The 23,681-nt window shown below is 61.6% G+C and carries 21 protein-coding genes; 12 read left to right on the top strand and 9 right to left on the bottom strand.

The features are described 5' to 3' along the window. The first annotated feature begins 7 nt into the window (after nucleotides 1-7). Together ACZ889_RS05225 and ACZ889_RS05220 are read left to right on the top strand one after the other, a co-directional pair. Nucleotides 8-592, top strand: coding sequence for a nucleotidyltransferase family protein (locus tag ACZ889_RS05225; RefSeq protein ID WP_014756466.1), 585 nt, complete (start codon nucleotides 8-10; stop codon nucleotides 590-592). A gap of 33 nt (nucleotides 593-625) precedes the next feature. Continuing rightward, the gene (locus tag ACZ889_RS05220; protein WP_080580377.1) at nucleotides 626-985 is read left to right on the top strand and encodes an ASCH domain-containing protein; all 360 of its coding nucleotides are present in this window, start codon (nucleotides 626-628) and stop codon (nucleotides 983-985) included. A gap of 749 nt (nucleotides 986-1,734) precedes the next feature. On the opposite strand, the gene ACZ889_RS05215 is transcribed toward ACZ889_RS05220, so the two are convergent. The 3 genes from ACZ889_RS05215 to ACZ889_RS05205 form a co-directional block, all read right to left on the bottom strand. Continuing rightward, nucleotides 1,735-3,345 (bottom strand): sensor domain-containing diguanylate cyclase, encoded by a 1,611-nt coding sequence (locus ACZ889_RS05215; protein ID WP_088513481.1) that lies wholly within the window; start codon nucleotides 3,343-3,345, stop codon nucleotides 1,735-1,737. A 224-nt stretch (nucleotides 3,346-3,569) separates the two neighbouring features. Further along, on the bottom strand, nucleotides 3,570-4,043 hold the full coding sequence (locus tag ACZ889_RS05210) for a helix-turn-helix domain-containing protein (protein WP_004575922.1): 474 nt from the start codon (nucleotides 4,041-4,043) through the stop codon (nucleotides 3,570-3,572). Nucleotides 4,044-4,084: 41 nt separating this feature from the next. Beyond that, complete coding sequence (locus ACZ889_RS05205) at nucleotides 4,085-4,561, bottom strand: type II toxin-antitoxin system HigB family toxin (protein ID WP_230849509.1); 477 nt, start codon at nucleotides 4,559-4,561, stop codon at nucleotides 4,085-4,087. Nucleotides 4,562-4,619: 58 nt separating this feature from the next. Between ACZ889_RS05205 and ACZ889_RS05200 the strand changes: the two genes are divergently transcribed. After that, nucleotides 4,620-4,826 (top strand): DUF3079 domain-containing protein, encoded by a 207-nt coding sequence (locus tag ACZ889_RS05200; RefSeq protein WP_011953227.1) that lies wholly within the window; start codon nucleotides 4,620-4,622, stop codon nucleotides 4,824-4,826. Nucleotides 4,827-4,976: 150 nt separating this feature from the next. On the opposite strand, the gene ACZ889_RS05195 is transcribed toward ACZ889_RS05200, so the two are convergent. Beyond that, nucleotides 4,977-7,274 carry a TonB-dependent siderophore receptor gene (locus ACZ889_RS05195; protein WP_476257218.1) on the bottom strand — a complete coding sequence of 766 codons (2,298 nt, stop codon included), beginning with the start codon at nucleotides 7,272-7,274 and terminating at the stop codon, nucleotides 4,977-4,979. A gap of 140 nt (nucleotides 7,275-7,414) precedes the next feature. Between ACZ889_RS05195 and ACZ889_RS05190 the strand changes: the two genes are divergently transcribed. The 3 genes from ACZ889_RS05190 (at nucleotide 7,415) to ACZ889_RS05180 (ending at nucleotide 11,408) form a co-directional block, all read left to right on the top strand. After that, complete coding sequence (locus ACZ889_RS05190) at nucleotides 7,415-8,134, top strand: response regulator (RefSeq protein ID WP_060545248.1); 720 nt, start codon at nucleotides 7,415-7,417, stop codon at nucleotides 8,132-8,134. A 1-nt stretch (nucleotide 8,135) separates the two neighbouring features. Further along, nucleotides 8,136-9,503, top strand: coding sequence for an ATP-binding protein (locus tag ACZ889_RS05185; protein WP_476257217.1), 1,368 nt, complete (start codon nucleotides 8,136-8,138; stop codon nucleotides 9,501-9,503). A gap of 237 nt (nucleotides 9,504-9,740) precedes the next feature. Beyond that, a complete protein-coding gene (locus ACZ889_RS05180) occupies nucleotides 9,741-11,408 on the top strand; it encodes an FMN-binding glutamate synthase family protein (RefSeq protein ID WP_173879228.1) in 1,668 nt (555 codons plus the stop codon). Nucleotides 11,409-11,438: 30 nt separating this feature from the next. Here ACZ889_RS05180 and ACZ889_RS05175 read toward each other — a convergent pair whose 3' ends face one another. Next, nucleotides 11,439-12,758 carry an OprD family porin gene (locus ACZ889_RS05175; protein ID WP_003255784.1) on the bottom strand — a complete coding sequence of 440 codons (1,320 nt, stop codon included), beginning with the start codon at nucleotides 12,756-12,758 and terminating at the stop codon, nucleotides 11,439-11,441. Between the two features lie 474 nt (nucleotides 12,759-13,232). Here ACZ889_RS05175 and ACZ889_RS05170 point away from each other — a divergent pair, with 474 nt between their 5' ends. Further along, entirely contained in the window at nucleotides 13,233-15,302 is a 2,070-nt protein-coding gene (locus tag ACZ889_RS05170; protein WP_100774353.1) for a TonB-dependent receptor, read from the top strand. Nucleotides 15,303-15,368: 66 nt separating this feature from the next. On the opposite strand, the gene ACZ889_RS05165 is transcribed toward ACZ889_RS05170, so the two are convergent. Then, nucleotides 15,369-15,575, bottom strand: a complete 207-nt coding sequence (locus tag ACZ889_RS05165) for a hypothetical protein (RefSeq protein WP_033726529.1) — start codon at nucleotides 15,573-15,575, stop codon at nucleotides 15,369-15,371. A gap of 193 nt (nucleotides 15,576-15,768) precedes the next feature. Then, on the bottom strand, nucleotides 15,769-16,875 hold the full coding sequence (gene aguA / locus ACZ889_RS05160) for an agmatine deiminase (RefSeq protein ID WP_019438876.1): 1,107 nt from the start codon (nucleotides 16,873-16,875) through the stop codon (nucleotides 15,769-15,771). Between the two features lie 277 nt (nucleotides 16,876-17,152). Between aguA and rfbC the strand changes: the two genes are divergently transcribed. From rfbC to ACZ889_RS05140, 4 genes are read left to right on the top strand one after another with little or no spacing between them, the layout of a single operon-like run. Beyond that, nucleotides 17,153-17,698 (top strand): dTDP-4-dehydrorhamnose 3,5-epimerase, encoded by a 546-nt coding sequence (gene rfbC / locus ACZ889_RS05155; RefSeq protein WP_476257216.1) that lies wholly within the window; start codon nucleotides 17,153-17,155, stop codon nucleotides 17,696-17,698. Between the two features lie 42 nt (nucleotides 17,699-17,740). Further along, nucleotides 17,741-19,555, top strand: coding sequence for a sensor histidine kinase (locus ACZ889_RS05150; protein ID WP_180688989.1), 1,815 nt, complete (start codon nucleotides 17,741-17,743; stop codon nucleotides 19,553-19,555). After that, nucleotides 19,552-20,958, top strand: a complete 1,407-nt coding sequence (locus tag ACZ889_RS05145) for a sigma-54-dependent transcriptional regulator (RefSeq protein ID WP_003255789.1) — start codon at nucleotides 19,552-19,554, stop codon at nucleotides 20,956-20,958. Before ACZ889_RS05150 ends, ACZ889_RS05145 begins: the two co-directional genes overlap by 4 nt. After that, nucleotides 20,958-21,413, top strand: a complete 456-nt coding sequence (locus ACZ889_RS05140; RefSeq protein WP_004575932.1) for a thioesterase domain-containing protein — start codon at nucleotides 20,958-20,960, stop codon at nucleotides 21,411-21,413. Before ACZ889_RS05145 ends, ACZ889_RS05140 begins: the two co-directional genes overlap by 1 nt. Before the next feature lie 82 nt (nucleotides 21,414-21,495). Here ACZ889_RS05140 and cysQ read toward each other — a convergent pair whose 3' ends face one another. Next, nucleotides 21,496-22,314, bottom strand: a complete 819-nt coding sequence (gene cysQ, locus ACZ889_RS05135; protein ID WP_003255792.1) for a 3'(2'),5'-bisphosphate nucleotidase CysQ — start codon at nucleotides 22,312-22,314, stop codon at nucleotides 21,496-21,498. Continuing rightward, nucleotides 22,311-22,877, bottom strand: a complete 567-nt coding sequence (gene nudE / locus ACZ889_RS05130; protein ID WP_180688990.1) for an ADP compounds hydrolase NudE — start codon at nucleotides 22,875-22,877, stop codon at nucleotides 22,311-22,313. Before nudE ends, cysQ begins: the two co-directional genes overlap by 4 nt. A 64-nt stretch (nucleotides 22,878-22,941) precedes the next feature. Between nudE and yrfG the strand changes: the two genes are divergently transcribed. Continuing rightward, entirely contained in the window at nucleotides 22,942-23,604 is a 663-nt protein-coding gene (gene yrfG, locus ACZ889_RS05125) for a GMP/IMP nucleotidase (RefSeq protein ID WP_003255795.1), read from the top strand. Nucleotides 23,605-23,681: the final 77 nt, after the last annotated feature.

Below are 23,681 nucleotides of genomic sequence, written 5' to 3'. Positions count from 1 at the left end.
TTTCTGAGTGGACAATAGTTCGAAAATCCAAGCGATTATCTCAGATGACCCCATTCGGTGGCGGTTACTCGAAATAGTGCGCTCCTTGGGATTGCCAGACTGCTGGATCGGAGCAGGCTTTGTACGAAACGCGGTTTGGGATTATCTGCACGGGCGCGATTCATCCCCGATTTCAACAGACGTTGATGTCATCTGGTTTGATGCACAACGCTGCACACCAGAGCAAGATGAAGCCCTGGAAGCAGTTCTCAGAGGTCTAGAGCCGAACGTATTATGGTCTGTGAAAAATCAAGCGAGAATGCATGCTCAGAACGGCGATAAGCCATATCTCTCAGCGACCGACGCAATGCGCTACTGGCCAGAAACCGCAACGGCGGTAGCCGTAGCACTGCGAGAGAAAGGCTCATGCGAGGTCGCGGCGCCCTTGGGGCTTGATGATCTTTTTGACTTGATTATCAGGCCAGCGGGGAGGTTCGCCACGGAGAAAACTGCGATCTATCAAAGCCGCCTCAAGTCCAAAAATTGGGTGAAAATCTGGCCGCAGCTCAAGCTTGCGCTCGTAGCGGTACCTCCCATCCCTCCGACAAAGTAACTTAGCCGGACGCATATCTTTTAGGAGAGAACCATCAAGGCTTTATCAATTGTACGGCCCAGTGGCAGTCGAATCGCTTCTGGCCAGAAAACACTCGAAGTCCGTCGTTGGCATCCAGACTTACAACCTACCGAGGATCTTCTGATTGTCGAAAATGGGCGTTTTCTTCATGCCGACGGGGAGGAAGATGATGACGGTATTGCGGTCGCGATTGTGCGCGTAAAAGCCGTGCGTCCGTTCATCCTGGCTGACATGGAAGCAGCCTGCGCAAGTTATTTTGAAGACGGCTGGCTCGCATGGGAGTTGAGTGACATAAGACCAATATCCCCTGTTACCATCCGCGCGGCGCGGGGTATCTACGAGGTAGATTTCCTGCATACAGAAGAACCCTGAACATTGAGCAAGATGTGTTGGGCAGACGCTTACTGCCCTGAAGCCACCGCGATCGGTGTAGGAGCTGGCTTGCCTGCGATGGGCTGCGCAGCAGCCCCAACACCCCGATAATCACAACCTGATGGAGCCGGTTTCTGGAGGCAAACCGCGATGAGCATGTGTGACGCAGAATCAGTTCGCGAACCAGGCGCCTGAGAACCTCACGCGCCTCAGCAGTGCCATGCGAACCGAGTAGCCCGCCGCATTCTTTCTCAAGCTCGCTATGAAGTTATCCACCGATCGCACTAGGCCCCGCGGCTTCATTGGAACGGGCTACAGCTGCCCCGCTCCCATGCACCTAACCTTATTAAAAGCCAATGGCACAGTGATCCTGATGATCACGCTGAGCGCAATTGGCCAGAAACCGCCAGTCGCAGCAGAAGCCTGATCTAGCCTGGACTGGTGCCGAAGCGACGCAGATCTATCGTCCAGAACCACAACCGTGGCTTACCTGTGCTAGTTTAACCCCTTTATAAGGTATCACTTCATGACACCTTAACGCCTATAAGGTACTACTTAATGAACTCTTAACTCCCTGCAAAATTCTCTTAGTGTGCGATTGGTAGTACCTTATCCTCAATGCATTTGGCTGGGGCTGAGCTGGATGCGGCGGTGGATGCAACAAGCTGCGAGAGACTGCTGGCTTAGGGGCGGGCTGCGAAGGCCACTCCCGAAAGCTTGGTGCTTGCTTTCGATCCAGCAGCCCCCTCTCAAACCCTCCGCAACCCCCGCCGCACCTCTTTATCGGCATACATCAACTGATCCGCCGCTTTAAGCGCGGCCTGCAGCGAAGTCGCAGCGGGATCAACACTCGTAATACCAAAACTCGCACCCGCGTAATCGAACCGGCAGTCGTCAAACTCGTAGCTACCAATCAGCAGCGGCACCAGCCGTCTGCGCATCGCTGCGGCAGTTTTGGCCATTTCGTCCGGGTGGATCGAAGCGGTCAAGCCGATCACAACGAACTCGTCACCACCCCAGCGCCCAAGTTCATCCGTTGCCCGCAACCCGCCCTGCAAGCGCCGGCTGCCTTCGATCAGGAACTTGTCCCCCACCTCGTGCCCGTAGGTGTCGTTGATCGCCTTGAATTCGTCGAGGTCGATAAACGCCACCAGCACCCCCTGCCCCGTTCGCTTCGCCAACGCGAAATGCCGATGCAAGGCAGCCAGGATCGCGCGCCGGTTCTTCAACCCGGTCAGCGCGTCATAGTTGGCTGCATAGCGTTCTTCCTGGCGGCGCAATAGCATCTGCCCGGCCACACGGCTGGAGAGCAAGATCAAGATCAACCCGAGCGCTGCCACAGAGGCTCCGGTCCAGTAGTACTGCTGACGCATCGGCTGCAGGTGATCAAGCTTTGCCAGCGTCAGCAGCTGATATTGCGCGTCGTTCAGAGGCTGGCGATGCACCAGATAAGGGTGCCCGTCAATGAGCCATTGATTGGCCTGACCCGCGTCTGCCACAGCGCGGATATCCATGGGCTCGCCCGGCTCTTCGTCGCCATCCAGAGGCCTGCGAATATCGGGCGGGAGCAGTGTCACCACGTTACGCAGCATGAAAAGTTCGCTGGACGCGGTGGTCACACGGCCCTGACGGTTCACTATCAAGGCAATGTGACGCCCTGTCAGGTAGAGGGCTATGTCCGGGGCATCGAACTTGACCGTGACAGAGCCAAGTGGCTTGCCGTCAGCATCGTCGATGCGGCTGGCGACGAAATAGGAGGGGGTTTTGTTCAAGCGGGCGATGCCGAACATCTCACCACTGCCGGTGCGCAATGCGTCGATGAGGTAGGCCCTGCCCGTATAGATCTGGCCAACGATGCTGAATGACTCCGCCCAGTTGCTGGCCGTCACCGTATCGTCTGAGAGATTGTTCATGTAGATACGGCCATAGTGGAGATCGCTGGCCAATCTATCCATGAAATCACCCACGCTTCGCACCAGCGGGTCACGGGTGAACTTCGAAGCGCGCTCCTCACGCGTGAGTGCGGCGAAGCCGGGCGGATCGTGGCGATATCGGGCAGCGAGTTGGATCACTTCGCTTTGACGGGCCACCATGTTGGCCACGCTGGCCATTTCGGTGAACAGGCGGTCTACGATTCGCCCCGTAATCTGGGCTTCGTATTCGGCGCCTGCCGCCAGGTTGTCGAGTTCTTCTGCCGTAAGGCGCTGTGTTATCCAGCCGCCAAGGCTTGCCACAAGTGCCAACCAGACGACCACAACGCCCATCGTCACCCGGCGCACGATGGAAGGGATGTCCCTGCGTTGCCGCCGTTGCGGCGGATCGTAACTCACGCCGCGCTTGCCGGTTGAATGGTGCTCCAAAGCAACTCCTTTTGCGATAAAGCAAAGTGCATCATCGACCCTGCGATACCCCACCACCGCGGGGCTCGCAAGATTGTAAAACACTCACCTCAGTGTATTGACAGAACGTCTACACCAATACAGCCACCATGGCTATGGCTGGTCCGGCAACCCTGCACAAATTGAGAGGTTTTTCATGCCTGGTCGCTTCATATGGAGCATTCGGTCAAGCAAAGGCTTTGATTTCAAACCACCCCATGCATGAAGAACTCAACCGGTACGCTGAAAAACTCAGCAAAGCCCTTTATCTGGGCAACCGTCATCTTCCGCTTGTTGTTCAGAATCTCGGATACCGCGCTCTGGGTCGCTATCGCCGACAGGTCCTTCTGCTTCACGCCCCTGTCCGACAGCAGAAAGGCCAACGCTTCGGCCTGGCTCGCGAACGGCACCAATACAGACTCACTCTCATACTCGTAGACGCGGTCCGCAACCATCTCGGCAAAGCGTGCCGCAGCGTGGCCTTCGCTGTCCGCATGGGAGTAGAGCTCGTCGATCAATGCCATGCGTGCCTCAAGCTCGGCATCGTCCTTGATGGGGTCATGGCAGGCGGCTAGAAGCTGGGCCATGGTTGCCATCTGAGTGTTCAGGCCATCGAGCATGGGTGAAATATTAGCGATGAATGCATCTAGTCCATTGGCTTCGATTTTATCCCGCTTCATGTTGTCACCTGTCGAATTGAAATATCGCGCGGCCCAGGTTGCTACCTGATATCGCTTCTGCACCATTTGTCGTACTCGGCGTGCGACAGAATGGCCTTGATGTAGAGAGTGCCCGTTCGCGCATTGAGCCACGCGATCAGGCGGCATTCGTTTTTCTTGATATCGAACACGTAGATATCAAGCGGCCCTTTGCGGCTGGCGGGCCTAAGTTTTGAGTGGGGGATGCGATCAACATTCCAGCCAGACACAGTGACCCACGTCTGCCTCAACTGTTCAAAAGATTCAAACCGCAGCGTCGCCCTGTCGAAGGTCGTCAGCCACAGGCTTAGGGGCGCTTTCCACTGGCCGTGGGCTTCAATCGCCTTGGTTACCGCCGCTTTCGTTATGACCCGCATTGTGTTGTCCCGGCGCACCAACATAGGGTGGAAAATATCTCTGATCCAGATATCTGTCAACCAGATATCTGGATGCGCGATGTACGGTGACCTGGCGATCGCCAATGGATTGATGCCCGTCAAACGACGGGCTGGGCGAGGGGTTTACGTTCAGATCAGGTAGCCCTGAGGGAGGTTGAGCATGGCCAAGAGATTCCCCACAAACCCTCGCCACCCCGAGCGTATCTGCTGGGGTTGCGACCTTTACTGCCCTGCCAAGGCGCTAGCCTGTGGCAATGGCGCAGACCGGACCATGCATCCGGTGGAGCTGTTTGGCAAGGATTGGGATAGCTTCGAGGGCCAGTTGGAGAAGCCGGTTGATCCAGGGCAAGCGGTAGAGCCCAGGTAAGAAAGGGCCGCTTGGCGGCCCAGCGCAGGCCTTGAACCCAGCGCTGCTTCTGTGGGAGCGGGCGATGCGCGTGCAGGCACCGGCTTCGCCGGTGTTCGCGGGTGAACCCGCTCCCACAGGTACAGCGCCAGGCCCTGTGGAAGGGCTTGATCAGAACGCGGTGCTTACCGTCAACGACAGGTTACGCGGGTCGCCGTAGATGGCCCCGGCATAGAACCCGTATTGGGTGTAGTAGTGCTTGTCGAACAGGTTGTTGGCGTTGAGGCTGACACTGGTGTCGTCGGTCAGCTGGTACTTGGCCATGGCATTCCAGATGGCATAACCGGACCAGTTCACGTCAGTGGCACCATTGCTCACACCGTTCGTAGGCTGGCCAGCCGGGCTGGAGATGGCGCGGATGTTGGTCTGCGCAGTCACGCCGGCGCCCAGGGTCAGGCGGTCGAGCGGGCCGCTCAAGCGGTAGGTGGTGGAGGCCTTGAACAGGTGCGACGGGTCGCTGCGGCCGTCGCTGTCGACGCGGCGGAAGTGCAGATAGGTGTAGCCGGCGTAGACGTTCCAGTTGGGGGTCAGGGCGCCTGCGACTTCCAGGTCGATACCGTCGGTTTCCTGCCCGGAGCCGGCCTTGTAGGCGCTGCCGCCAGTCGGAGTGGTCAGGTCGCCGTCCAACACGGCCTTGTTTTCCTGCTTGGTGCGGAAGTACGCCGCCGAGGCGTTCAGGCGGCCATCGAACCACTCACCCTTGATACCTGTCTCGTAGCTTTGCCCACGAATCGGCTCGACCTTGCTGCCACTGCTGGTTTCAGAGGTTTGCGGGGTGAAGATGTCGGTGTAGCTGGCGTATACCGAGTAGTTGTCGTTGAGGTCATACACCGCGCCCAGGTAGGGGGTGACGATGCCGTTTTCTTCCTGGCTGCTGCGCTCGCCGGCCACGCTGCGGGTGACCGAGGAATAGTTGCTGGTGCGCACGCCAACGATCACCGACAACGGGTCGGTGATGCTCAGGCGGGTGGCGGCGTACATGCCCTGCAGGCGAGTGGTGGTCTTGCTGTGAAGGCCGGTGCGCGAGGCGATGAGGTCGTAGTCGTCATCCACGCCATTGTGCCAGTCGGTGACCGGGAAGCCGTTGTTGGCGCGGAACTGGCAACCCAGTGCAGGCGCGCTGGTCATGCCGTCGCCGACCATGGTGCAGGTGTACTGAGGCGACCAGCCGACGGTGCGGCTGTCGTTGTAGCCGACCATGGCCTGGTGGGTGCGGCCGAACAGCTGGAATGGGCCGGACAGGTCGATTTGCGCGGACTGCTGGGTGGTGTCGCTGGAGCTGTGCAAACCGTTCAGCACGGCGCCGCTGCCGTCCTGGTCCCAATAGCCACCGTAGCTGCCGCGCCCAGCTGAGTTCACCTTGGCAAGGCCGCGATGGTTCAGGGCTTCGGTGGTGGCTTGGGCGGCTTTCAGGTCCAGGGTCCAGTCGTTGTCGAAGCGGTGCTCGAGCGAACCGAACGCAGTGCGGGTGGTGTACTCGCCAAAGCTCCAGCTGGGCACCACGTTGGTGCTGCGCGGCAAGTCGGTCTTGCTGCCATCGCGGTACCAGATCGGGATGTTCGCGCCCCAGCCGCCGCCCACGACCTTGTTGTATTCATACTGGTAACCGGCGCCCAGGGTGGTGGCGTCGTCCAGGTCGAACTCGAAATTGGCCAACGCGGCGCGGGAACGTTCGGACTGGTTGTCGCGGAAGGAGTTGGCATCCTGCTGGGTCATCACGAAGCGCGAACGCAGGCGGCCATCTTCGGACAGAGGCAGGTTCAAGTCAGCACCCAGACGACGCTTGTCCCAGCTGCCGTAAGTGGCATAGGCACTGCCGCCGAAGGTTTTGGTGGGTGCCTTGCGGATCAGGTTGACGGTAGCCGAGGGGTCGCCGGTGCCGCCCAGCAGGCCGTTGGCGCCGCGCACGATGTCGATGCGTTCGTACAGGTCCATGTTCAGCGCATTGCCGCTGCCACTGAAATCGGAGCCGCCCTGGGTCTGCAGGCCATCAACCTTCCAGTTGCTGATCGAGTAACCACGCGCGCGGTAGTCGGTGCGCCCACCCACCTCGGACTTGTTGGCCGTTACGCCTGGGGCGGCTTCCAATGCCTGCTCGATGGTGTGGATGTCGCGGTCATCCATCTGCTGGCGGGTGATGGTGGTAACCGATTGCGGTGTCTGCCGTGGTGTCAGTGCCAGGCCAGTGGAGCTGCGGGTGCTCTCGACCGTATAGCCCAACTGGCCGGCCTCGTCGGCAGGCTGTAATGCGCTGTCTTCGATCTGTGTGGCGTCGAGTTCAAGGGGTTTGCCGTCGGCAGCCACTGCACCACCGCTGATGGCGACGGCGACGCAGAAGGCCAGCGGCTTGAGGCAATTGCCGCTTTGACTGAAGGGGGTGAACACTGGCGTGATGCTTTGGGGATTCATTTGGGAAGGCTTCGTATTTGCAGATGATTTTTTGTTAGGATTCTAGGGATCAGCCCTCCGGGCTCCAGACCCGACATGTACGGGGATGTAATTGAACGTAACGAGCGCCACCGGCCCTCAACGAACAGGTGTTTTTCTGCATGAGCACGACCCTGCTGGTTGTCGATGATGACGACGAGATCCGCGAACTTCTTTGTGATTACCTGACCGATGCCGGCTACAACGTACTGGCGGCAGCCGACGGTCAACAGATGCGCGACCAGCTGGCCCGGCACAAAGTGGAGCTGGTGGTGCTCGACCTGATGCTGCCGGGCGAGGACGGCCTTAGCCTGTGCAGGCAGTTGCAGGCCACACCTGGGTTGGCAGTGATCATGCTGTCAGCCAAGGGCAGTACGCTGGACCGCATCATCGGCCTGGAAGTAGGCGCCGACGACTATCTGGCCAAGCCCTTCGAACCACGCGAACTGATCGCCCGGATCAAAGCCGTACTGCGTCGTCCGCAACGCCTGGGCACCTCTGCCGAAGAACCCGTGGTGGACGCCCAGCTGTTCGCAGGCTTTCGCCTGGAACACGTCAAGCGCCTGCTCACCCGCCCGGATGGCGAGACCCTGACCCTGCCGCGCTCCGACTACCGCGTGCTGCGCGAACTGCTGGAAGCCAACAACCGAGTGGTCTCCCGTGACCAACTGACCCGCAGCGCGTTCGGCCGCGACCACCTGCCCGACGACCGCTCGGTGGACATGTGTGTCAGCCGCCTGCGCCAGCAGCTGCGCCGGGCGCCGGCGGGGACCGCGCAAATCCTGACCATCCGCAACGAAGGCTACCTGCTGAGTCTCGCCCCCCTCGCGGCCGGTGCCTGACATGCGCTGGTTTCACCGGCTATGGCCTCGCACCTTGTTTGGTCAGCTGCTGCTGATCATGGTCAGTGGCACGCTGGTGATCCAGTTGATGTCGAGCAGCATCTGGTTCGATGTGCGTTTCGCTCAGGCGCTAGAGGTGCCCGTGCGACTGGTTGCTGCACGCAGCGCACCCCTGATTACCCAGGCCGACTGCCACGGCGGTACGCTGCAGGCGCCAGCCCACTACCAGCTTCACTGCGTCGAAAGCCCGCCTGCGCAAGAGCATGACGAGCGCCGCGGGCACAGGCGGGTCGAGCTGTTGTTGCAGCAGGCCCTGAAGTACGAGCTGGGGCATGCCCAGGACGTGCGCCTGATGAACGTGCAACTCACCGACGAACTGGGCCAGCCGATCGTCTGGCGCAGCCTGTTCGGCCTGCGCACGGCCCAGGCGCATATCCAGTTCGCGGTGCCGCTGGCCGATGGCCACTGGCTGACCGTTGCGGGCCAGGAACTGCAGGGCTGGAGCGGCGAGTCGGCCTGGGTGCTGATCAGCGATTACCTGCTGCGGGTGTATGCGCTGCGCATCGTCGCGGTGTTGCTGGTATGCCTGGTTGCCGTGCGCCTGTGCCTGCGCCCGTTGCGGCGCCTGGCCGATGCCGCACGCGGCCTGGGCAGCAACCTCGAGCAGCCTCCCCTGGCGCTGGATGGCCCAGAGGAAGTGCGCCAGGCGGCGCAGGCGTTCAACGCGATGCAGCAGCGGCTGATTGCCATGGTCAACGACAAGGCCTACTTCCTGGCCGCCGTGTCTCATGACCTGCGCACCCCACTGACCCGCATGCGCCTGCGACTGGAGCGCTTACCCGATGACGAACACCGTCAGCGCCTGCGGCAGAACATCACGCAGATGGACAATATGATCGGTCAGGTTCTGGATTACCTGCGTGCCGGAGAGCAGCAGAATTTGCAGCAGGTGGACCTGGACCGATTGGTTGCGCGCCAGTGTGCGGACCTGGCCACTGCCGCAGAACCACTTCCGGTGCACGGCAAGGCGGGCAACTTGCTGGTAGATGCCTTGCTGTTGCAGCGCTGCCTGCAAAACTTGTTGGTCAACGCGTTGCGCTACGCCAAGAACATTTCGGTCACGTTGGAACGGGCCACCACAGGTGTATTGATCCATATCGACGACTGCGGGCCAGGGATTGCCCCGGGCCTGCTGGCGACCATTACCGACCCCTTCGTGCGCGGTGACGGGTCGCGTAACCAGGCGTCCGGCGGATATGGGTTGGGGTTGAGCATTGCCCAGCGGATCGCCACCAGCCATGGGGGTGAGCTGATGCTGTCTAACCGTGAGAGCGGTGGGTTGCGGGTCAGCATACTGCTGCCTGGCTAACGCGATCTTCTGTGGGAGCCTTGTGTCGCGATGGGCTGTGCAGCAGCCCCGACGATTAGTGCCGTGACACCAATATCTGGGGCAGCTGCGCAGCCCATCGCGACACAAGGCCCACAACATAGGGCTGCGCAGGCCTGGGAATTCGCAATCAGGTAACAGTCTTTTACCGATTACCCAGGTTTTCCGTCCCCTGCGTTTGCCTATCCTATGCCCGGTCATCCTGCCTGCGATGGACCCATGAAACACTCTCTTCCCAGCCGCTACGCCTGCCTCGTACTCTGCCTTGTCTTCACTTTCGCCAGCCTGCCCCTGCTGGCCCAACATGCCTGGCTGTGGCCGGTAACGCTGATCACCGCGCTGCTCAGCCTGGTCGGCCTGAATGACCTGCGCCAAAGCCACCATGCGGTGCGACGCAACTACCCGATCCTGGGCAATATCCGTTACCTGATCGAAACCATCCGCCCGGAAATCCGCCAGTACCTGATCGAAGGTGACGACGACAAGCTGCCGTTCTCCCGCTCGCAACGCTCGCTGGTCTACGCCCGCGCCAAGAACGAAAGCGCCGAGAAAGCGTTCGGCACGCTCAACGACGCCTACAAACCTGGTTTCGAGTTCATCAGCCATTCCATGCTACCGGTGGCCACGCCAGACCCTGCCTCGTTCCGCATTGCCATCGGCGGGCCGCAGTGCCGAATGCCCTACTCGGCCTCGATCTTCAACATCTCGGCGATGAGTTTCGGCGCCCTCAGCGCCAACGCCATCGCTGCGCTCAACCGCGGCGCGCGCATGGGCCGGTTTGCCCATGACACCGGCGAAGGCAGTATCAGCCCGTACCACCGTGAACACGGCGGCGACCTGATCTGGGAAATTGGCAGCGGCTACTTCGGCTGCCGCACCGAGGACGGTCGTTTCGACCCACAGCGCTTCGCCGAACAGGCCCGCTCGGCACAGGTGAAGATGATCGAGATCAAGCTCAGCCAGGGCGCCAAGCCTGGCCACGGCGGCATTTTACCGGGGCACAAGGTCAGCCCCGAAATTGCCGAGACCCGTGGCGTACGTGTAGGCGAGGATTGCATCTCGCCGGCGGCGCACAGCGCCTTCCGCACACCGGTCGAGCTGCTGCAGTTCGTAGCCGGCCTGCGCGAGCTTTCGGGCGGCAAGCCCGTTGGCTTCAAGTTCTGCCTGGGCCACCCTTGGGAATTCATGGGCATTGCCAAGGCCATGCTCGCCACCGGCATCACCCCTGACTTCATCGTTGTCGACGGCAAGGAAGGCGGCACCGGCGCGGCACCTCGCGAGTTCAGCGACAACATGGGCGTGCCAATGCGCGAAGGCCTGATGTTCGTGCACAACACGTTGGTCGGCCTGAACCTGCGCTCCAGCATCCGCATTGGTGCGGCGGGCAAGATCGTCAGCGCCTTCGACATTGCCAGCGTATTGGCCATCGGCGCTGACTGGGTCAACTCGGCACGCGGCTTCATGTTTGCCATTGGCTGCATTCAGTCGCAGAGCTGCCACACCAACAAATGCCCGACCGGCGTGGCGACCCAAGATCCTCTGCGCCAGCGCGCCCTGGTGGTGCCAGACAAGGCCGAGCGGGTGGCCAGCTTCCACCGCAACACACTGCACGCACTGGCCGAGATGTTGGCTGCCGCAGGCCTGGAGCACCCTTCGGAGCTCAAGCCCAAGCACCTGGCACGGCGCATCAGCCCCAGCGAAATCGGGTTGTTTTCGGACTTGCACACATTCCTCAAGCCGGGCGAATTACTCAGTGGCTCGATCGAAAGCGAGTTTTATGCGCGGATGTGGCGGATGGCGCGTAGCGACAGTTTTGCGCCGGAGACCGTAAGCCCAGCGCCGGCTCAACCAGTAACCGTTCGCCGAAAAGAGACAGCCCCGGCATAGGCCGGGGCTGTTCGATACATCAGATCAGAATCAGAAGATGCTGATCGGGTACTCGACGAATACGCGGACTTCGTTGCCGTCGTCGTTGTAACCGTTCTGCTGCACGGCGTTGTTGGTACGCAAGAACGAGCTACGCAGTTTGATCGACAGGTCCTTGGCCGGGCCATCCTGCACCACGTAACGGATCTGGTTGAAGATCTCGCGCTCTTTACCTTCGCCGAAGCCTTGCGGGTTGGCGACGTTACGGGTGTTGATGTTGTCACCCACCACGTAAGCCAGCTTGTAGGTCAGGCCCGGAATGCCGTAGGCACCGAAGTCCAGGCCGTAGCCCAGCTGCCAGGAGCGCTCGTCTTCGGCGTTGAAGTCGGACCAGTACGAGTTGGCCAGGTAGATGGTGGAACCACCGTCACCCACGCCGCCGGCGTTCTGGTAGAAGCCGTAGTTGTAGCCAGTGCTGCCGGTGCTGCGCTGGTGAGCGAGGGTGAACGAGTGCGCACCGTACGCGTAGGTGGCTGCAAGGCTCCAGATGGTGTTGGAGTCGCCGTTCAGGCCTGCGGCTTTTACGTACTTGTTGTTGATGTCCGACTTGTAGCCGTTGAAGTCCAGGGTCAGGGACTGGTCGCTGGCGATCGGGAAGACGTAGTTCAAGCCCAGGTAGTGCTTCTTCATCACATCTTCGTTGTCGGCGGTGTACAGCGAAGCGGTGAAGTTGTCGGTGAACTTGTAGCTGCCACCTAAGACGTTGATCGACTTCAGGCCACCACCATCACGGCGCTCGGCGCTCTTGCGCGCTTCCTGGGTGAAGCGGCCGGCGTTCAGTTCCAGGCCCTGGATCTCTTTGGAGGTGATCAGGGTGCCGGTGAAGCTTTCTGGCAGCAGACGTGCATCGTCGTACTGCAGCACTGGCAGTGCTGGCATCTGGTCACCGTACTTCAGCACGGTGTTGGAAATGCGGAACTTCACAGCAGCACCACCACGCGCCAGGTTGTGCGGCGAGCTGGCGTTGCCTTCGGCATTGGTGGTTTCGTGCGGTTTGAAGAAGTCGACGCCGCCACCACCGTTGTGGCCTTTGCCGCCATCCAGGCGCACGGCGTACAGGCCGAATGCGTCAACACCGACGCCAACGGTGCCCTGGGTGAAACCGGAGGAGAAGTTGGCGATGAACGCCTGGCCCCATTCGATCTGGTCGTCGGTGCCATGCTTCTTGTCGCGGTTGATGTAGGCGTTGCGCAGAAGGACGTTGGCGTGACTGTCCTCGATGAAGCCCTTGCTGTCAGCCTGGTCATTGGCCTGAGCCTGGGTCGCGGCGATCATCGCCAGGGCGACCAGGCTGATCCTGGTTTTCAACATGTTGTTTTCCTTATTTCTTAATCAAAAACGCTCTGCAATATGACGCCAGGAACCAACGCCCCTTCGTAGGTTCGACGCTATGCGGATCCAGCCGGGCGGGCCGACCGGTAAGTTCACGGCGGCCCTTGGCAGCAGCTTGGCCAATACCATGGCCAGCTGGCGTTGGCCGAATCCTAGCCGTGTGCGATTACAAATGTCAAAAAGTCGTGAAATGCAGGTTGATATAACCGAAATTACCGGCCTGTCTGGTGCATTTCCATGCAGGTTTGCGCTATCAGCGGGCAATTTATCTTGTGTAGGAAATTGCCTTTTGATCGAGCGGACAATTTCCTGAAAGTAGGCAAAGCGTGGCCTTAGAGGCAGTTACAAACTGACACATATGTAAAGACAACCCTTTACAAATAGCCGAGCAAGAGCAAATAACAAGCATTACCATCCGCACTTTATTTTCAACTGCCCGCTCCGGATGTGCCCATGCTTGTACCCTGCCGCCTTTCACCCCTGACGCTCGGCCTGTCGCTGCTGTTCAGCGCCAGCCTGGCCAGCGCCGCCACCACCACACTGCCGGAGTCGTCGGTTACCGCCGACAGCGAGCGCGAGAAGGACAACCCGCGGGTCAAGGAGGTGAGCACCGCAACCCGCACCTCGACGCCCGTGCGTTATGTGCCGCAGGCCATCGATACGGTGAAAACCGCCAATGTGCTGGATTACGGCAGCAACACGCTGGGCAAGGCGCTGGAGGGTATCCCAAACGTCAGCAGCGGCGCCGACACCCGTTTTGACAGCGTACGCATCCGCGGCTTCGAGGCCAGCAACGACTTTTATCTGGACGGTATCCGCGACGACAGCCAATACATCCGCGACCTGCACAACATCGAGCGGGTCGAAGTGCTGAAGGGGCCTGCAGCGGTACTGTATGGCCGTGGCAGCCAGGGCGGCATCGTCAACAGGGTCAGCAAGGCACCAGAGCCGGGTCGCCGCTCGACCATCGAAGCGCAGGCCGGCAGCGAAGACCTGCGCAGCCTGTATGCCGACCTCAGCGCAGACCCCAGCGACACGGTCAGCCTGCGCCTGAACATGGGCAACCAGGACAACAACAGCTTTCGCGATGGTATCGACGGCAGCCGCCAACTGTTCGCCCCATCGATCAGCTGGCAGATCACCCCCGACCTGAACTGGCTGGTGCAGTATGAATACAGCCGCTACAACCGCACACCAGACCGCGGCATCCCGAGCGTCAACGGCCGCCCGGCAGACGTCAGCCGCAGCGCCACCTACGGCGACCATCGCGACTACATTGACGACCGCGCCCAATCGCTGCGCTCGCGCCTGAACTACCAGTTGAACGAAACCTGGCAGCTGCGCCACACCCTGGGCCTGTTCAAACTCGACAGCGAGTTCGACAACACCTATGTCACGGGCTACAACGCCGGCACCAATACCTTGACCCGCCAACGCTGGCAGCAGGACCTGAACACCCGCAACCTGTTCAACAACCTGGAGGCCGAGGGCGACTTCGACACCTTGGGCCTTGAACACAAGCTGCTGCTGGGCCTGGAGTTCGGCAACCAGCGGCGCGACCCGCTGCTATACAGCGCCGGCAGCCAGAACCTGCCAGGCCTGGGCAAACCCAGCCAGCCGCACAATGGTACGTTGGCGGTATCGAGCAACAACCACACCGTGGTCGACAGCCGCGGGGTTTATCTGCAGGACCAGATTCGCCTGAACGATCAGTGGCAGGTTCTCGCCGGCGTGCGCTTTGACCAGTTCGAAGTGGAAACCACCAACAAGGATGGCTTGCGCGAACCGCAGGACAGCAACAGCACCAGCCCACGCCTGGGCGTGGTTTACACGCCATGGCGCGACCATTCGTTCTACGCCTCGTGGAGCAAGACCTTCTCGCCAGTGGGCGGAGGCTTGATCGGCATCACCCCGGGGGCGCCGGGCAATACCAACGACACCCGTCCGGAGCAGACCCGGCAGAAGGAAATCGGGGTGAAAAGTGACTGGCTCGACCAGCGCCTGACCACCACCCTGGCCATCTACGAGCTGGAACTTTACAACCGCCGCACCCGCGACCCGAACGACCCGAACATCATCTTGCTCAGCGGCATGCAGCGTTCGCGCGGCATCGAACTGACGGCCACCGGCAACATCGTCGGCAACTGGTATGTACGCGGCGGCATTGGCCTGCAGGATGCGATCATCGTCAAGGACAATAACGGCCAGGAAGGCAACCGCATCAATGACGTGGCCAAGCGCAATGGCAGCCTGTTCGTGACCTGGAAGCCAGAATTGGGGTGGTACGCCGAAACCGGGCTGACACTGGTGGGCGAACGTTATGCGGACAACCAGAACACCACGGTATTGCCAGGGTATGGCCGTTGGGATGCACTGGCGGGGTATCGGACCCATGACTGGGATGTGCGGGCGGCATTGAGCAACATTGCTGACAAGACCTACTACAGCTCGGCGACCAGTGCGGCGCAGATCCAGGTGGGCGATCCGCGTAGCCTTGTGGTGACGGGTAGCTACAGTTTCTGATCTTAGTTGCCTGTACCTGCCTCTTCGCGAGCATGCCCGCGAAGAGGCAGGTACAGGTGCAATCGATCAGTGCCACACCGCCATCAGCGCCTGCATCTCTGCTTCGCTGATCAACCCTTGGGGGTATCGCCCGGCAAGCAGACGTCGTGGGTCGGTCGAGTCGGTCGTCCTGACCCTGATGCTTCCATGGTGTTTCAACCGCTTCGCCAAAAGCCTGAGCGATTGGCGATCAACTGCCGATGGGCGCAAAGCCGACTCACTTGCTGCGTTCATGTCCACACGTACTCCCTGGCCCGTGAGCGGCTAATTTACGTAGGTATTGTTACAGATCAGAGGCGCGGCCTGACCGTGCCATCTCGCTATCTGCTTGAAAAACAATACAAAACGTATGCCAGCTCGGCCTCCGGGCGTCGCCCGCGCAGAAAAGAGGCCCATCACATGACGGGCCTCTTCATTCATTACGCGCTCAGCGCTTGACCGGCGCCGGCTGCTGTTGGGTCAGGCAGTGAATGTTGCCGCCACCCAAGAGCAGCTCGCGGCCCGGGATCATCACCACCTCATGGTCGGGGAAGATCCTTGCCAGGATCGCTCTGGCTTCGGCATCTGCCGGGTCGTCGAAGCTTGGGGCAATGATGCCACCGTTGACGATCAGGAAGTTCACGTACGAACCCGCCAGGCGCACCGACGGGTCACGCTCCTGGCTGCCGGCGACCTGGTCGACACCGGCGCACTCTTCGGCAGTGGCGAACAGCGGGCCCGGGATCGGCATCTTGTGCACGATGAACTCGCGGCCCTTGGCGTCGCGGGTGTTCTTCAGCACATCCATGGCCGCGTGGCAGCGCGCATAGTTGGGGTCGTTGGAATCATCGGTCCAGGCCAGTAACACTTCGCCCGGGCGCACGTAACAGCAGAAGTTGTCGACGTGGCCGTCGGTTTCGTCGTTGTACAGGCCATCGGGCAGCCATACCACGGTGTCGACCGCCAAGTGATCGCGCAGCACCGCTTCGATCTGCTCGCGGCTCAGGTGCGGGTTGCGGTTGCGGTTGAGCAGGCATTCCTCAGTGGTGATCACGGTGCCTTCACCGTCTACGTGGATCGAACCACCTTCAAGCACAAAACCTTCGGTCTGGTAGCGCTGGCAGCGCTCCATTTCCAGCACCTTGGCGGCCAGTTCCTCGTCGCGGTTCCAGGGTGCGTACAGGCCGCCATCGAAGCCGCCCCAGGCATTGAAGCCCCAATCTACGCCGCGCACTTCGCCATGGTCGTTGATGACGAAGGTAGGGCCGGTGTCACGCACCCAGGCATCGTCGTTGCTGATTTCAACCACACGAATGTTCGGCTGGTCGAGTTGGCGCCGGGCGTTTTCGTACTGGCCGGCGGAGGCCGCAACGGTCACAGGTTCGAAGCGGGCAATGGCTTTGGCCAGGGTTACGTGGGCAGCCTGCGCCGGCTTGCCGCCCAGGCGCCAGTTGTCCGGGCGCTCCGGCCAGACCATCCACACCTGAGTCTGCGGGGCCCACTCGGCGGGCATGTGGAAACCATCGGCACGGGGCGTGGAGTTGAGGGTTTTCATGGGTGACCTCTGTGATGGCCCTGAGCCGGGTGTGCTGGGGCGTTTGTCAATTTATAACCGATATATATCGATAATTGAAGCCTGAAAATCGAAGAATGCCGCGCCACTCGGCGAATTTAAATCGATAACAATCGACACATATCAGAGCTGGTCTGTTGAAAGGAACGGCCTGCCGTCCACCATAGCCACACCTTATGCATCCTGTTACAGCTACGCGCGGAAAATTTCGGCAAGGCCGACTAGTGTCAATACTTGAACGACGGACCAGCGAGCCGCTATGAACATCATCCCTACAGCAATCCCTGAAGTACTGATCATCGAGCCAAAGGTGTTCGCTGACAGCCGTGGTTTTTTCTTCGAGGCATTCAACGCCCGTGAGTTCTCAAAGCAAACCGGCGTGAAGATGGAGTTCGTCCAGGACAACCACTCGCGCTCCATCAAGGGCGTGCTCCGTGGGCTGCACTACCAGGTGGCAAACACCCAGGGCAAGCTGGTGCGCGTGGTGCACGGGGAGATCCGCGATATCGCCGTGGACGTGCGCAAAAGCTCGCCAACATTCGGCAAATGGGTCGCGGTGCACCTGTCGGCCGACAACCATCGCCAGCTGTGGATTCCGCCTGGCTTCGCCCACGGGTTTGCGGTGATGAGTGAATCGGCCGAGTTCCTCTACAAGACCACCGACTACTACAACCCGGGCGCCGACCGCTGCATCCGCTGGGATGACCCGCAACTGGCCATCGACTGGGGGCTGCAGCAGCCTCCGCTGTTGTCGGACAAGGACAAGGTGGGCCTGCCATTGGCAGAGGCGGAACTGCTGCCTTAACTAGCGCATAATTGCGTCAGACTTTTCTGGCGCATTTACCTGATGATTGCAAAGCCCACGCCCCCACGCCGTCCCCGCTGGCGCAGCCTGGCCCTGCTGGCGCTGATCTTGGCCCCATTACTGTGGCCCCTGCATCACTTGGCCGAACGCTATTACCAGGAAGAACTGGCCTCGCAGAACCGCCAGACCCTCGACCTGTATGTGGCCAACCTGCTCGGCACCCTGCACCGCTACGAGACCTTGCCGCAAATTCTCGGCGACTTGCCGGCGCTGCGTGGCGTGCTGGCCGACCCTTTCCGCCTGGAAGCGGTGACCAACGCCAACCGCCTGCTCAAGGATATCGTGCAGCAGACCGGTGCCGAGGTGATGTACCTGATGGACGTCAGCGGCAACACCTTGGCCGCCTCGAACTGGGACAAGCACGACAGCTTCGTCGGCCGAAACTTCGCCTTCCGCCCCTACTTCAACGAAGCCATGGCTGGCCACCTGGGCCGTTTCTTCGGCCAAGGCACCACCTCGGCCAAGCGCGGCTACTTCTTTGCCGCGGCCGTGCGCGACCGCGAGCGGATCGTCGGCGTGCTGGTGGTCAAAGTCGATCTCGACCACACCGAAACCCTGTGGGGCCGTACGCCCGAGCAGCTGTTGCTGACCGATCACAATGGCGTGGTCATCCTGACTTCGCGGCCCGACTGGCGCTTCCGTGCTACCCGCACGCTGACCGACGCCGAGCGCCAGGCCATTATCGCCATCCAGCCCTATCCGACCCAGGCCCCACAGCCGCTGGTTCTCAACCCGCAGGCCTGGATCACCCAGACCCGCGACATCAAGGAAACTGGCTGGCAAGTCAGCATCCTCGCCCCACGCACGCTGGTTGATCGCTCGGTGCAGACGGTAATGGCCATCGGTGCCGGAACGCTGCTGGTACTGATATTACTGGCAGGCTTGGTGATGCAACGGCGGCGCCATTACATCGACCGCATCGACTTCGAAGCCCGTGGCCGCCAGGAACTGGAAAAGCGCGTGGCCGAACGCACCGCCGACCTTGAAGGCCTGAATACCCGCCTGAAAAATGCCGTGCTGGAGCGCGAAAACGCTCAGCAGGAGGCAGTGCGTGCGCAGGACGAACTGGTGCAGGCCGGCAAGCTGTCGGTGCTCGGCACCATGTCGGCCAGTATCAGCCATGAGTTGAACCAGCCCCTGGCCGCCATCCGCAGCTACGCAGAAAACGCCGAGATCCTGCTCGACCACCAACGTACCGAAGACGCCCGCGGCAACCTCAAGCTGATCGGCGAGCTGACCGGGCGCATGGCCTCGATCATTGCCCACCTGCGTGCCTTCGCACGTCGTGACCGCCATGCCCCGGAGAGCGTTGCCCTGCAGCCGGCCCTGGACGATGCCCTGGCGCTGCTGGCCAAGCGCCGCCGGGCGATGGCCGTAGAGCTGATCCGCGACCTGCCGGAAGCCACCTTGTGGGTACAGGCCGGCGAAACCCGCCTGCGCCAGGTGCTAGGCAACCTGCTGGCCAATGCCCTCGACGCCCTGACCGAAAAAGCCAACCCGCGCCGCCTGTGGCTAAGTGCCGAGCAGCGTGATGACTGCGTCTACCTGTACATCCGTGACAACGGCCCCGGCTTCAGCCGCCAGGCCCTGGAGCACGCCAAGGAGCCGTTCTTCACCACCAAGACCCGTACCCAGGGCTTGGGCCTGGGGCTGGCCATCTGTGAAAGCCTGATGCGCGCCCTGGGCGGTGAACTGCTGCTGGCCAACCACCCGGAAGGTGGTGCAATGCTGACCCTCCAGCTGCGTGTGGCCGCATCTGGCGCTACTTTGCCCAATTCGGAGGACCCCTCGGCATGACCACCGAGACACTGATCGACAGCCGAGCCCAGGTCATCCTGGTCGACGATGACCCCCACCTGCGCCAAGCCTTGAGCCAGACCCTGGACCTGGCCGGGCTCAAGGTAGTCGCCCTGCCCGAAGCCCAAGGCCTGGCCGAACGTATCGAGGCCGACTGGCCAGGCGTGGTGGTCAGCGACATCCGCATGCCGGGCATCGATGGCCTGCAGTTGCTGGAACAACTGCACGGCCGCGACAGCGAACTGCCGGTGCTGCTGATAACCGGCCATGGCGATGTGCCGCTGGCGGTGCAGGCGATGCGTGCCGGGGCTTATGACTTCCTGGAAAAACCCTTTGCCACAGACGCCCTGCTCGACAGCGTACGCCGCGCCCTGGCCTTGCGCCGACTGGTGCTGGACAACCGTAGCCTGCGCCTGGCACTGAGCGACCGCCAGCAACTGGCAACCCGCCTGGTCGGCCATTCACCGGCCATGCTGCGCCTGCGCGAGCAGATCGGCGCCTTGGCCGGCACCCGCGCCGACGTGTTGATTCTGGGTGAGACGGGCGCTGGCAAAGAGGTGGTGGCCCGCGCGCTGCACGACCTGTCCAGCCGCAGCGAAGGGCCGTTCGTGGCGATCAACGCCGGCGCGCTGGCCGAGTCGGTGGTCGAAAGCGAACTGTTCGGCCACGAGCCCGGTGCGTTCACCGGCGCGCAGAAACGCCGTATCGGCAAGTTCGAATTTGCCAACGGCGGCACGCTGTTCCTCGACGAAATCGAGAGCATGAGCCTGGATGTACAGGTGAAGCTACTGCGCATGCTGCAGGAGCGGGTGGTCGAACGCCTGGGCGGCAACCAGTTGATCCCGCTGGACATCCGCATCATAGCCGCCACCAAGGAAGACCTGCGTCAGGCTGCCGACCAAGGGCGTTTCCGCGCGGACCTGTATTACCGCCTGAACGTGGCGCCGCTGCGTATTCCGCCACTGCGTGAACGCGGCGACGACATATTGGTGTTGTTCCAGCATTTCGCCGATGCTGCCAGCCAACGTCATGGCCTGTCGCCGCATGCGCTGCAACCCGCGCAACGCGCCCTGCTGCTGCGTCATGACTGGCCAGGCAACGTCCGCGAGCTACAGAACGCCGCCGAGCGTTTCGCCCTTGGCCTGGAACTGGCACTGGATGGCCAGGCACCCTCGGCAGCAGCGCCGGCAGCGCCCATGCTCAGCGGCAACCTCAGCGAACAGGTCGAGCAGTTCGAACGTTCGCTGATCGCCGCCGAACTGGCCCAGCCACACGGCTCCATGCGGAGCCTGGCCGAAGCACTGGGTATCCCCCGCAAAACCCTGCATGACAAGCTGCGCAAGCATGGCTTGAACTTCGACGGCGGCAGCGGCGGGCATGACGATCAAGAGGACAACCGTTAATGAGCACCAATAGCCAGTACCTGCAGTCCGTACTGCACAGCGACATCCCCCTGACACGCGAGATGGGCCTGGAAGTGATCGATTGGCAGCAGCACACCCTGCGCCTGCAGCTGCCGCTGGCGGCCAACGTCAATCACAAAAGCACCATGTTCGGCGGCAGCCTGTACTGCGCAGCAGTGCTGGTGGGTTGGGGCTGGCTGCACCTACGCCTGCGTGAACTGGGGATCGATGACGGGCATATCGTCATCCAGGAAGGGCAGATCAGCTACCCGTTGCCAGTGACCGGCACGGCAGTGGCGCGTTGTGCGGCGCCGGACGAGAAAACCTGGGAGCGGTTCCTGACCCTGTACCAGCGCCGTGGGCGGGCGCGGTTGACGTTGGAAACCACCGTGAGCAATGCCGGAAGTGACGAGCCTGCAGTGAAATTCAGCGGCCAGTACGTTCTGCACCGCTAGTACGACTAACGCGGCCTTTGTGGGAGCGGCCTTGCGTCGCGATAGGGCCGCAAGGCCGCTCCCACAGGATCGTGCCAGGCAGTTAGATGAGGTTCAGGAAGGCCTGGCGCCATGCAGCATTGGCAGGCAATGCCAGGAAATGCGGATTGAGCAGCGACTCGCGTGGCGGATACCGGAAGGGCAAGCCATCCAGCCCGATCACTTCGCCACCGGCCCCCTCCACCACACCCTGCGCCGCAGCAGTGTCCCACTGCGAAGTCGGCGCCAGGCGCGGATAACAATCGGCGCTGCCCTCGGCCAGCAGGCAGAACTTCAACGAGCTGCCGATATTGGCCAGCTCCAGCTCGCCCACCGCAGCCCCAAGGCCGGCCAACAGCGCTTCCTGCTCCGGGCTGGAATGCCGACGGCTGGCCACCACGGTAAAACGCTCGCCCTGCGCGGGTGCGTTGCGTACTTGGATCAGCTGGGCTGCCTCACCGGCATCTGCACGCCAGGCCCCCATGCCGCGCCCACCAAAATAGCAGCGCCCATTGGTGGGCATCGACACCACGCCAAACACCACCTCGCCGTTCTCGATCAGGGCGATGTTGACCGTGAACTCTTCACTGCCGGCAATGAATTCCTTGGTGCCATCCAGCGGATCGACCAGCCACCAGCGGCTCCAGCTTTGCCGCTCGGCCAGCGCAATATTGCAGTCCTCTTCGGACAGCACCGGAATCTGCGGCGCCAGCGCCAGCAGACCATCGGCAATTACCCGGTGCGCGGCCAGGTCGGCGGCGGTAACCGGCGAATCGTCGGCCTTGTTGGTTACCGCGACATCGGCGCGCCAGAATGGCAGGATCGCCTCGCCTGCCGTCAGCGCCAGCTTGACCACTTCGTGCATCAGTTGCAGGTCGTTCATAGCTCCAGCAGCCCCCGCTGAATCAGCAGGTCACGGGCCAGGTACAGCGCCGCCAGGGCGCGGCCCTCGGTGAACTGCGGATGCATGGCCAAGGCCGACAACTCACGCAGGTTGACCTTGTCGACCCGCATCGGCTCGGGCTCGTCGCCTTCCAGGCGCTCTTCGTACAGGTCGCTGGCCAGCACCACCTGAATCTTCTGGCTCATGTAGCCCGGCGACAGCGACAGTTCCGTCAGGTGCTCCAGCTGGCGTGCGCCAAAACCGGCTTCTTCCTTGAGCTCCCGGTCGGCTGCCGCCAGCACGTCTTCGCCCGGCTCAATCAGGCCCTTGGGCAACGACAGCTCGTATTCATCGGAGCCACCGCAGTATTCCTCCACCAGCACGGCGTGCTCGGCATCGAGCATGGCCACGATCATCACCGCGCCGTAGCCGTTACCCCGGCCCACCAGGCGCTCATAGGTGCGCTCGGCGCCATTGCTGAAGCGCAGCTGTACGGCTTCGACGCGGAACAGGCGGCTACTGGCGACAATTTCGCGGCTGAGTACGGTGGGTTTCTGGCGCATGGGGCGGCTCCTTGGCGTGAACGGGTTACTATACCGTGGCTTGCCGACTGATCGAGAGTTTCCCATGCCTGTTCTTCCCTGGTCTGCCATCGATACCGTCCTGCTGGACATGGATGGCACCCTGCTCGACCTGCATTACGACAACCGCTTCTGGCTGGACCACCTGCCCCAGCGCTATGCCGAGCTGCACGGTGTTAGCCGGGCCATGGCGGAAATGGAGCTGCAACCGCTGTTCGAACGCAATGCCGGCACATTGAACTGGTACTGCCTGGATTTCTGGAGCCGCGAGCTACGCCTGCCCATTCGCGAGCTGAAGCGGGAAATTGCCGACCTGATTGCCCTGCGCCCGGATGCCGATACCTTCCTGGCGGCGATTCGCCAGGCCGGCAAGCGTGTCGTGATGATCACCAATGCCCACCGTGACTCGCTGTCGCTGAAGCTGGAACGGGTGGAGCTGGCACCGTACTTCGAGCGGCTGATCAGCTCGCACGACTATGGCTACCCGAAGGAAAGCCCGCAGTTCTGGGATGCCCTGCAGGCGGATATCGGCTTCGAACCAGAACGCAGCCTGTTCATTGATGACACGCTGGCGATTCTGCGCAGTGCGCGGCGGTTTGGTGTGGGGCACTTGCTGGCGGTGCGCCAGCCAGATAGCAAAGCAGGGCCGCGGGATACTGAAGAGTTTGCGGCGGTCGAGGATTACCGGGAGTTACTGGTAGGCCTATGAGGCCCTCTTCGCGGGTGAACCCGCTCCTACAGATACTGCGCCAGCCGTGAGAGGGCGCTCAACCTGTGGGAGCGGGC

This window comes from Pseudomonas sp. TE3895 (assembly GCF_056278855.1).
This window is presented reverse-complemented; position numbering and strand designations above follow the sequence as displayed.

What these genes read in the sequence shown, in the direction of transcription:
- ACZ889_RS05210 (WP_004575922.1), bottom strand. Translation starts at nt 4,043, where the DNA reads ATGAAGCGGGATAAAATCGAAGCCAATGGACTAGATGCATTCATCGCT.
- ACZ889_RS05200 (WP_011953227.1), top strand. Translation starts at nt 4,620, where the DNA reads ATGGCCAAGAGATTCCCCACAAACCCTCGCCACCCCGAGCGTATCTGC.
- ACZ889_RS05195 (WP_476257218.1), bottom strand. Translation starts at nt 7,274, where the DNA reads ATGAATCCCCAAAGCATCACGCCAGTGTTCACCCCCTTCAGTCAAAGC.
- ACZ889_RS05190 (WP_060545248.1), top strand. Translation starts at nt 7,415, where the DNA reads ATGAGCACGACCCTGCTGGTTGTCGATGATGACGACGAGATCCGCGAA.
- ACZ889_RS05185 (WP_476257217.1), top strand. Translation starts at nt 8,136, where the DNA reads ATGCGCTGGTTTCACCGGCTATGGCCTCGCACCTTGTTTGGTCAGCTG.
- ACZ889_RS05180 (WP_173879228.1), top strand. Translation starts at nt 9,741, where the DNA reads ATGAAACACTCTCTTCCCAGCCGCTACGCCTGCCTCGTACTCTGCCTT.
- ACZ889_RS05175 (WP_003255784.1), bottom strand. Translation starts at nt 12,758, where the DNA reads ATGTTGAAAACCAGGATCAGCCTGGTCGCCCTGGCGATGATCGCCGCG.
- ACZ889_RS05170 (WP_100774353.1), top strand. Translation starts at nt 13,233, where the DNA reads ATGCTTGTACCCTGCCGCCTTTCACCCCTGACGCTCGGCCTGTCGCTG.
- ACZ889_RS05165 (WP_033726529.1), bottom strand. Translation starts at nt 15,575, where the DNA reads ATGAACGCAGCAAGTGAGTCGGCTTTGCGCCCATCGGCAGTTGATCGC.
- aguA (WP_019438876.1), bottom strand. Translation starts at nt 16,875, where the DNA reads ATGAAAACCCTCAACTCCACGCCCCGTGCCGATGGTTTCCACATGCCC.
- rfbC (WP_476257216.1), top strand. Translation starts at nt 17,153, where the DNA reads ATGAACATCATCCCTACAGCAATCCCTGAAGTACTGATCATCGAGCCA.
- ACZ889_RS05150 (WP_180688989.1), top strand. Translation starts at nt 17,741, where the DNA reads ATGATTGCAAAGCCCACGCCCCCACGCCGTCCCCGCTGGCGCAGCCTG.
- ACZ889_RS05145 (WP_003255789.1), top strand. Translation starts at nt 19,552, where the DNA reads ATGACCACCGAGACACTGATCGACAGCCGAGCCCAGGTCATCCTGGTC.
- ACZ889_RS05140 (WP_004575932.1), top strand. Translation starts at nt 20,958, where the DNA reads ATGAGCACCAATAGCCAGTACCTGCAGTCCGTACTGCACAGCGACATC.
- cysQ (WP_003255792.1), bottom strand. Translation starts at nt 22,314, where the DNA reads ATGAACGACCTGCAACTGATGCACGAAGTGGTCAAGCTGGCGCTGACG.
- nudE (WP_180688990.1), bottom strand. Translation starts at nt 22,877, where the DNA reads ATGCGCCAGAAACCCACCGTACTCAGCCGCGAAATTGTCGCCAGTAGC.
- yrfG (WP_003255795.1), top strand. Translation starts at nt 22,942, where the DNA reads ATGCCTGTTCTTCCCTGGTCTGCCATCGATACCGTCCTGCTGGACATG.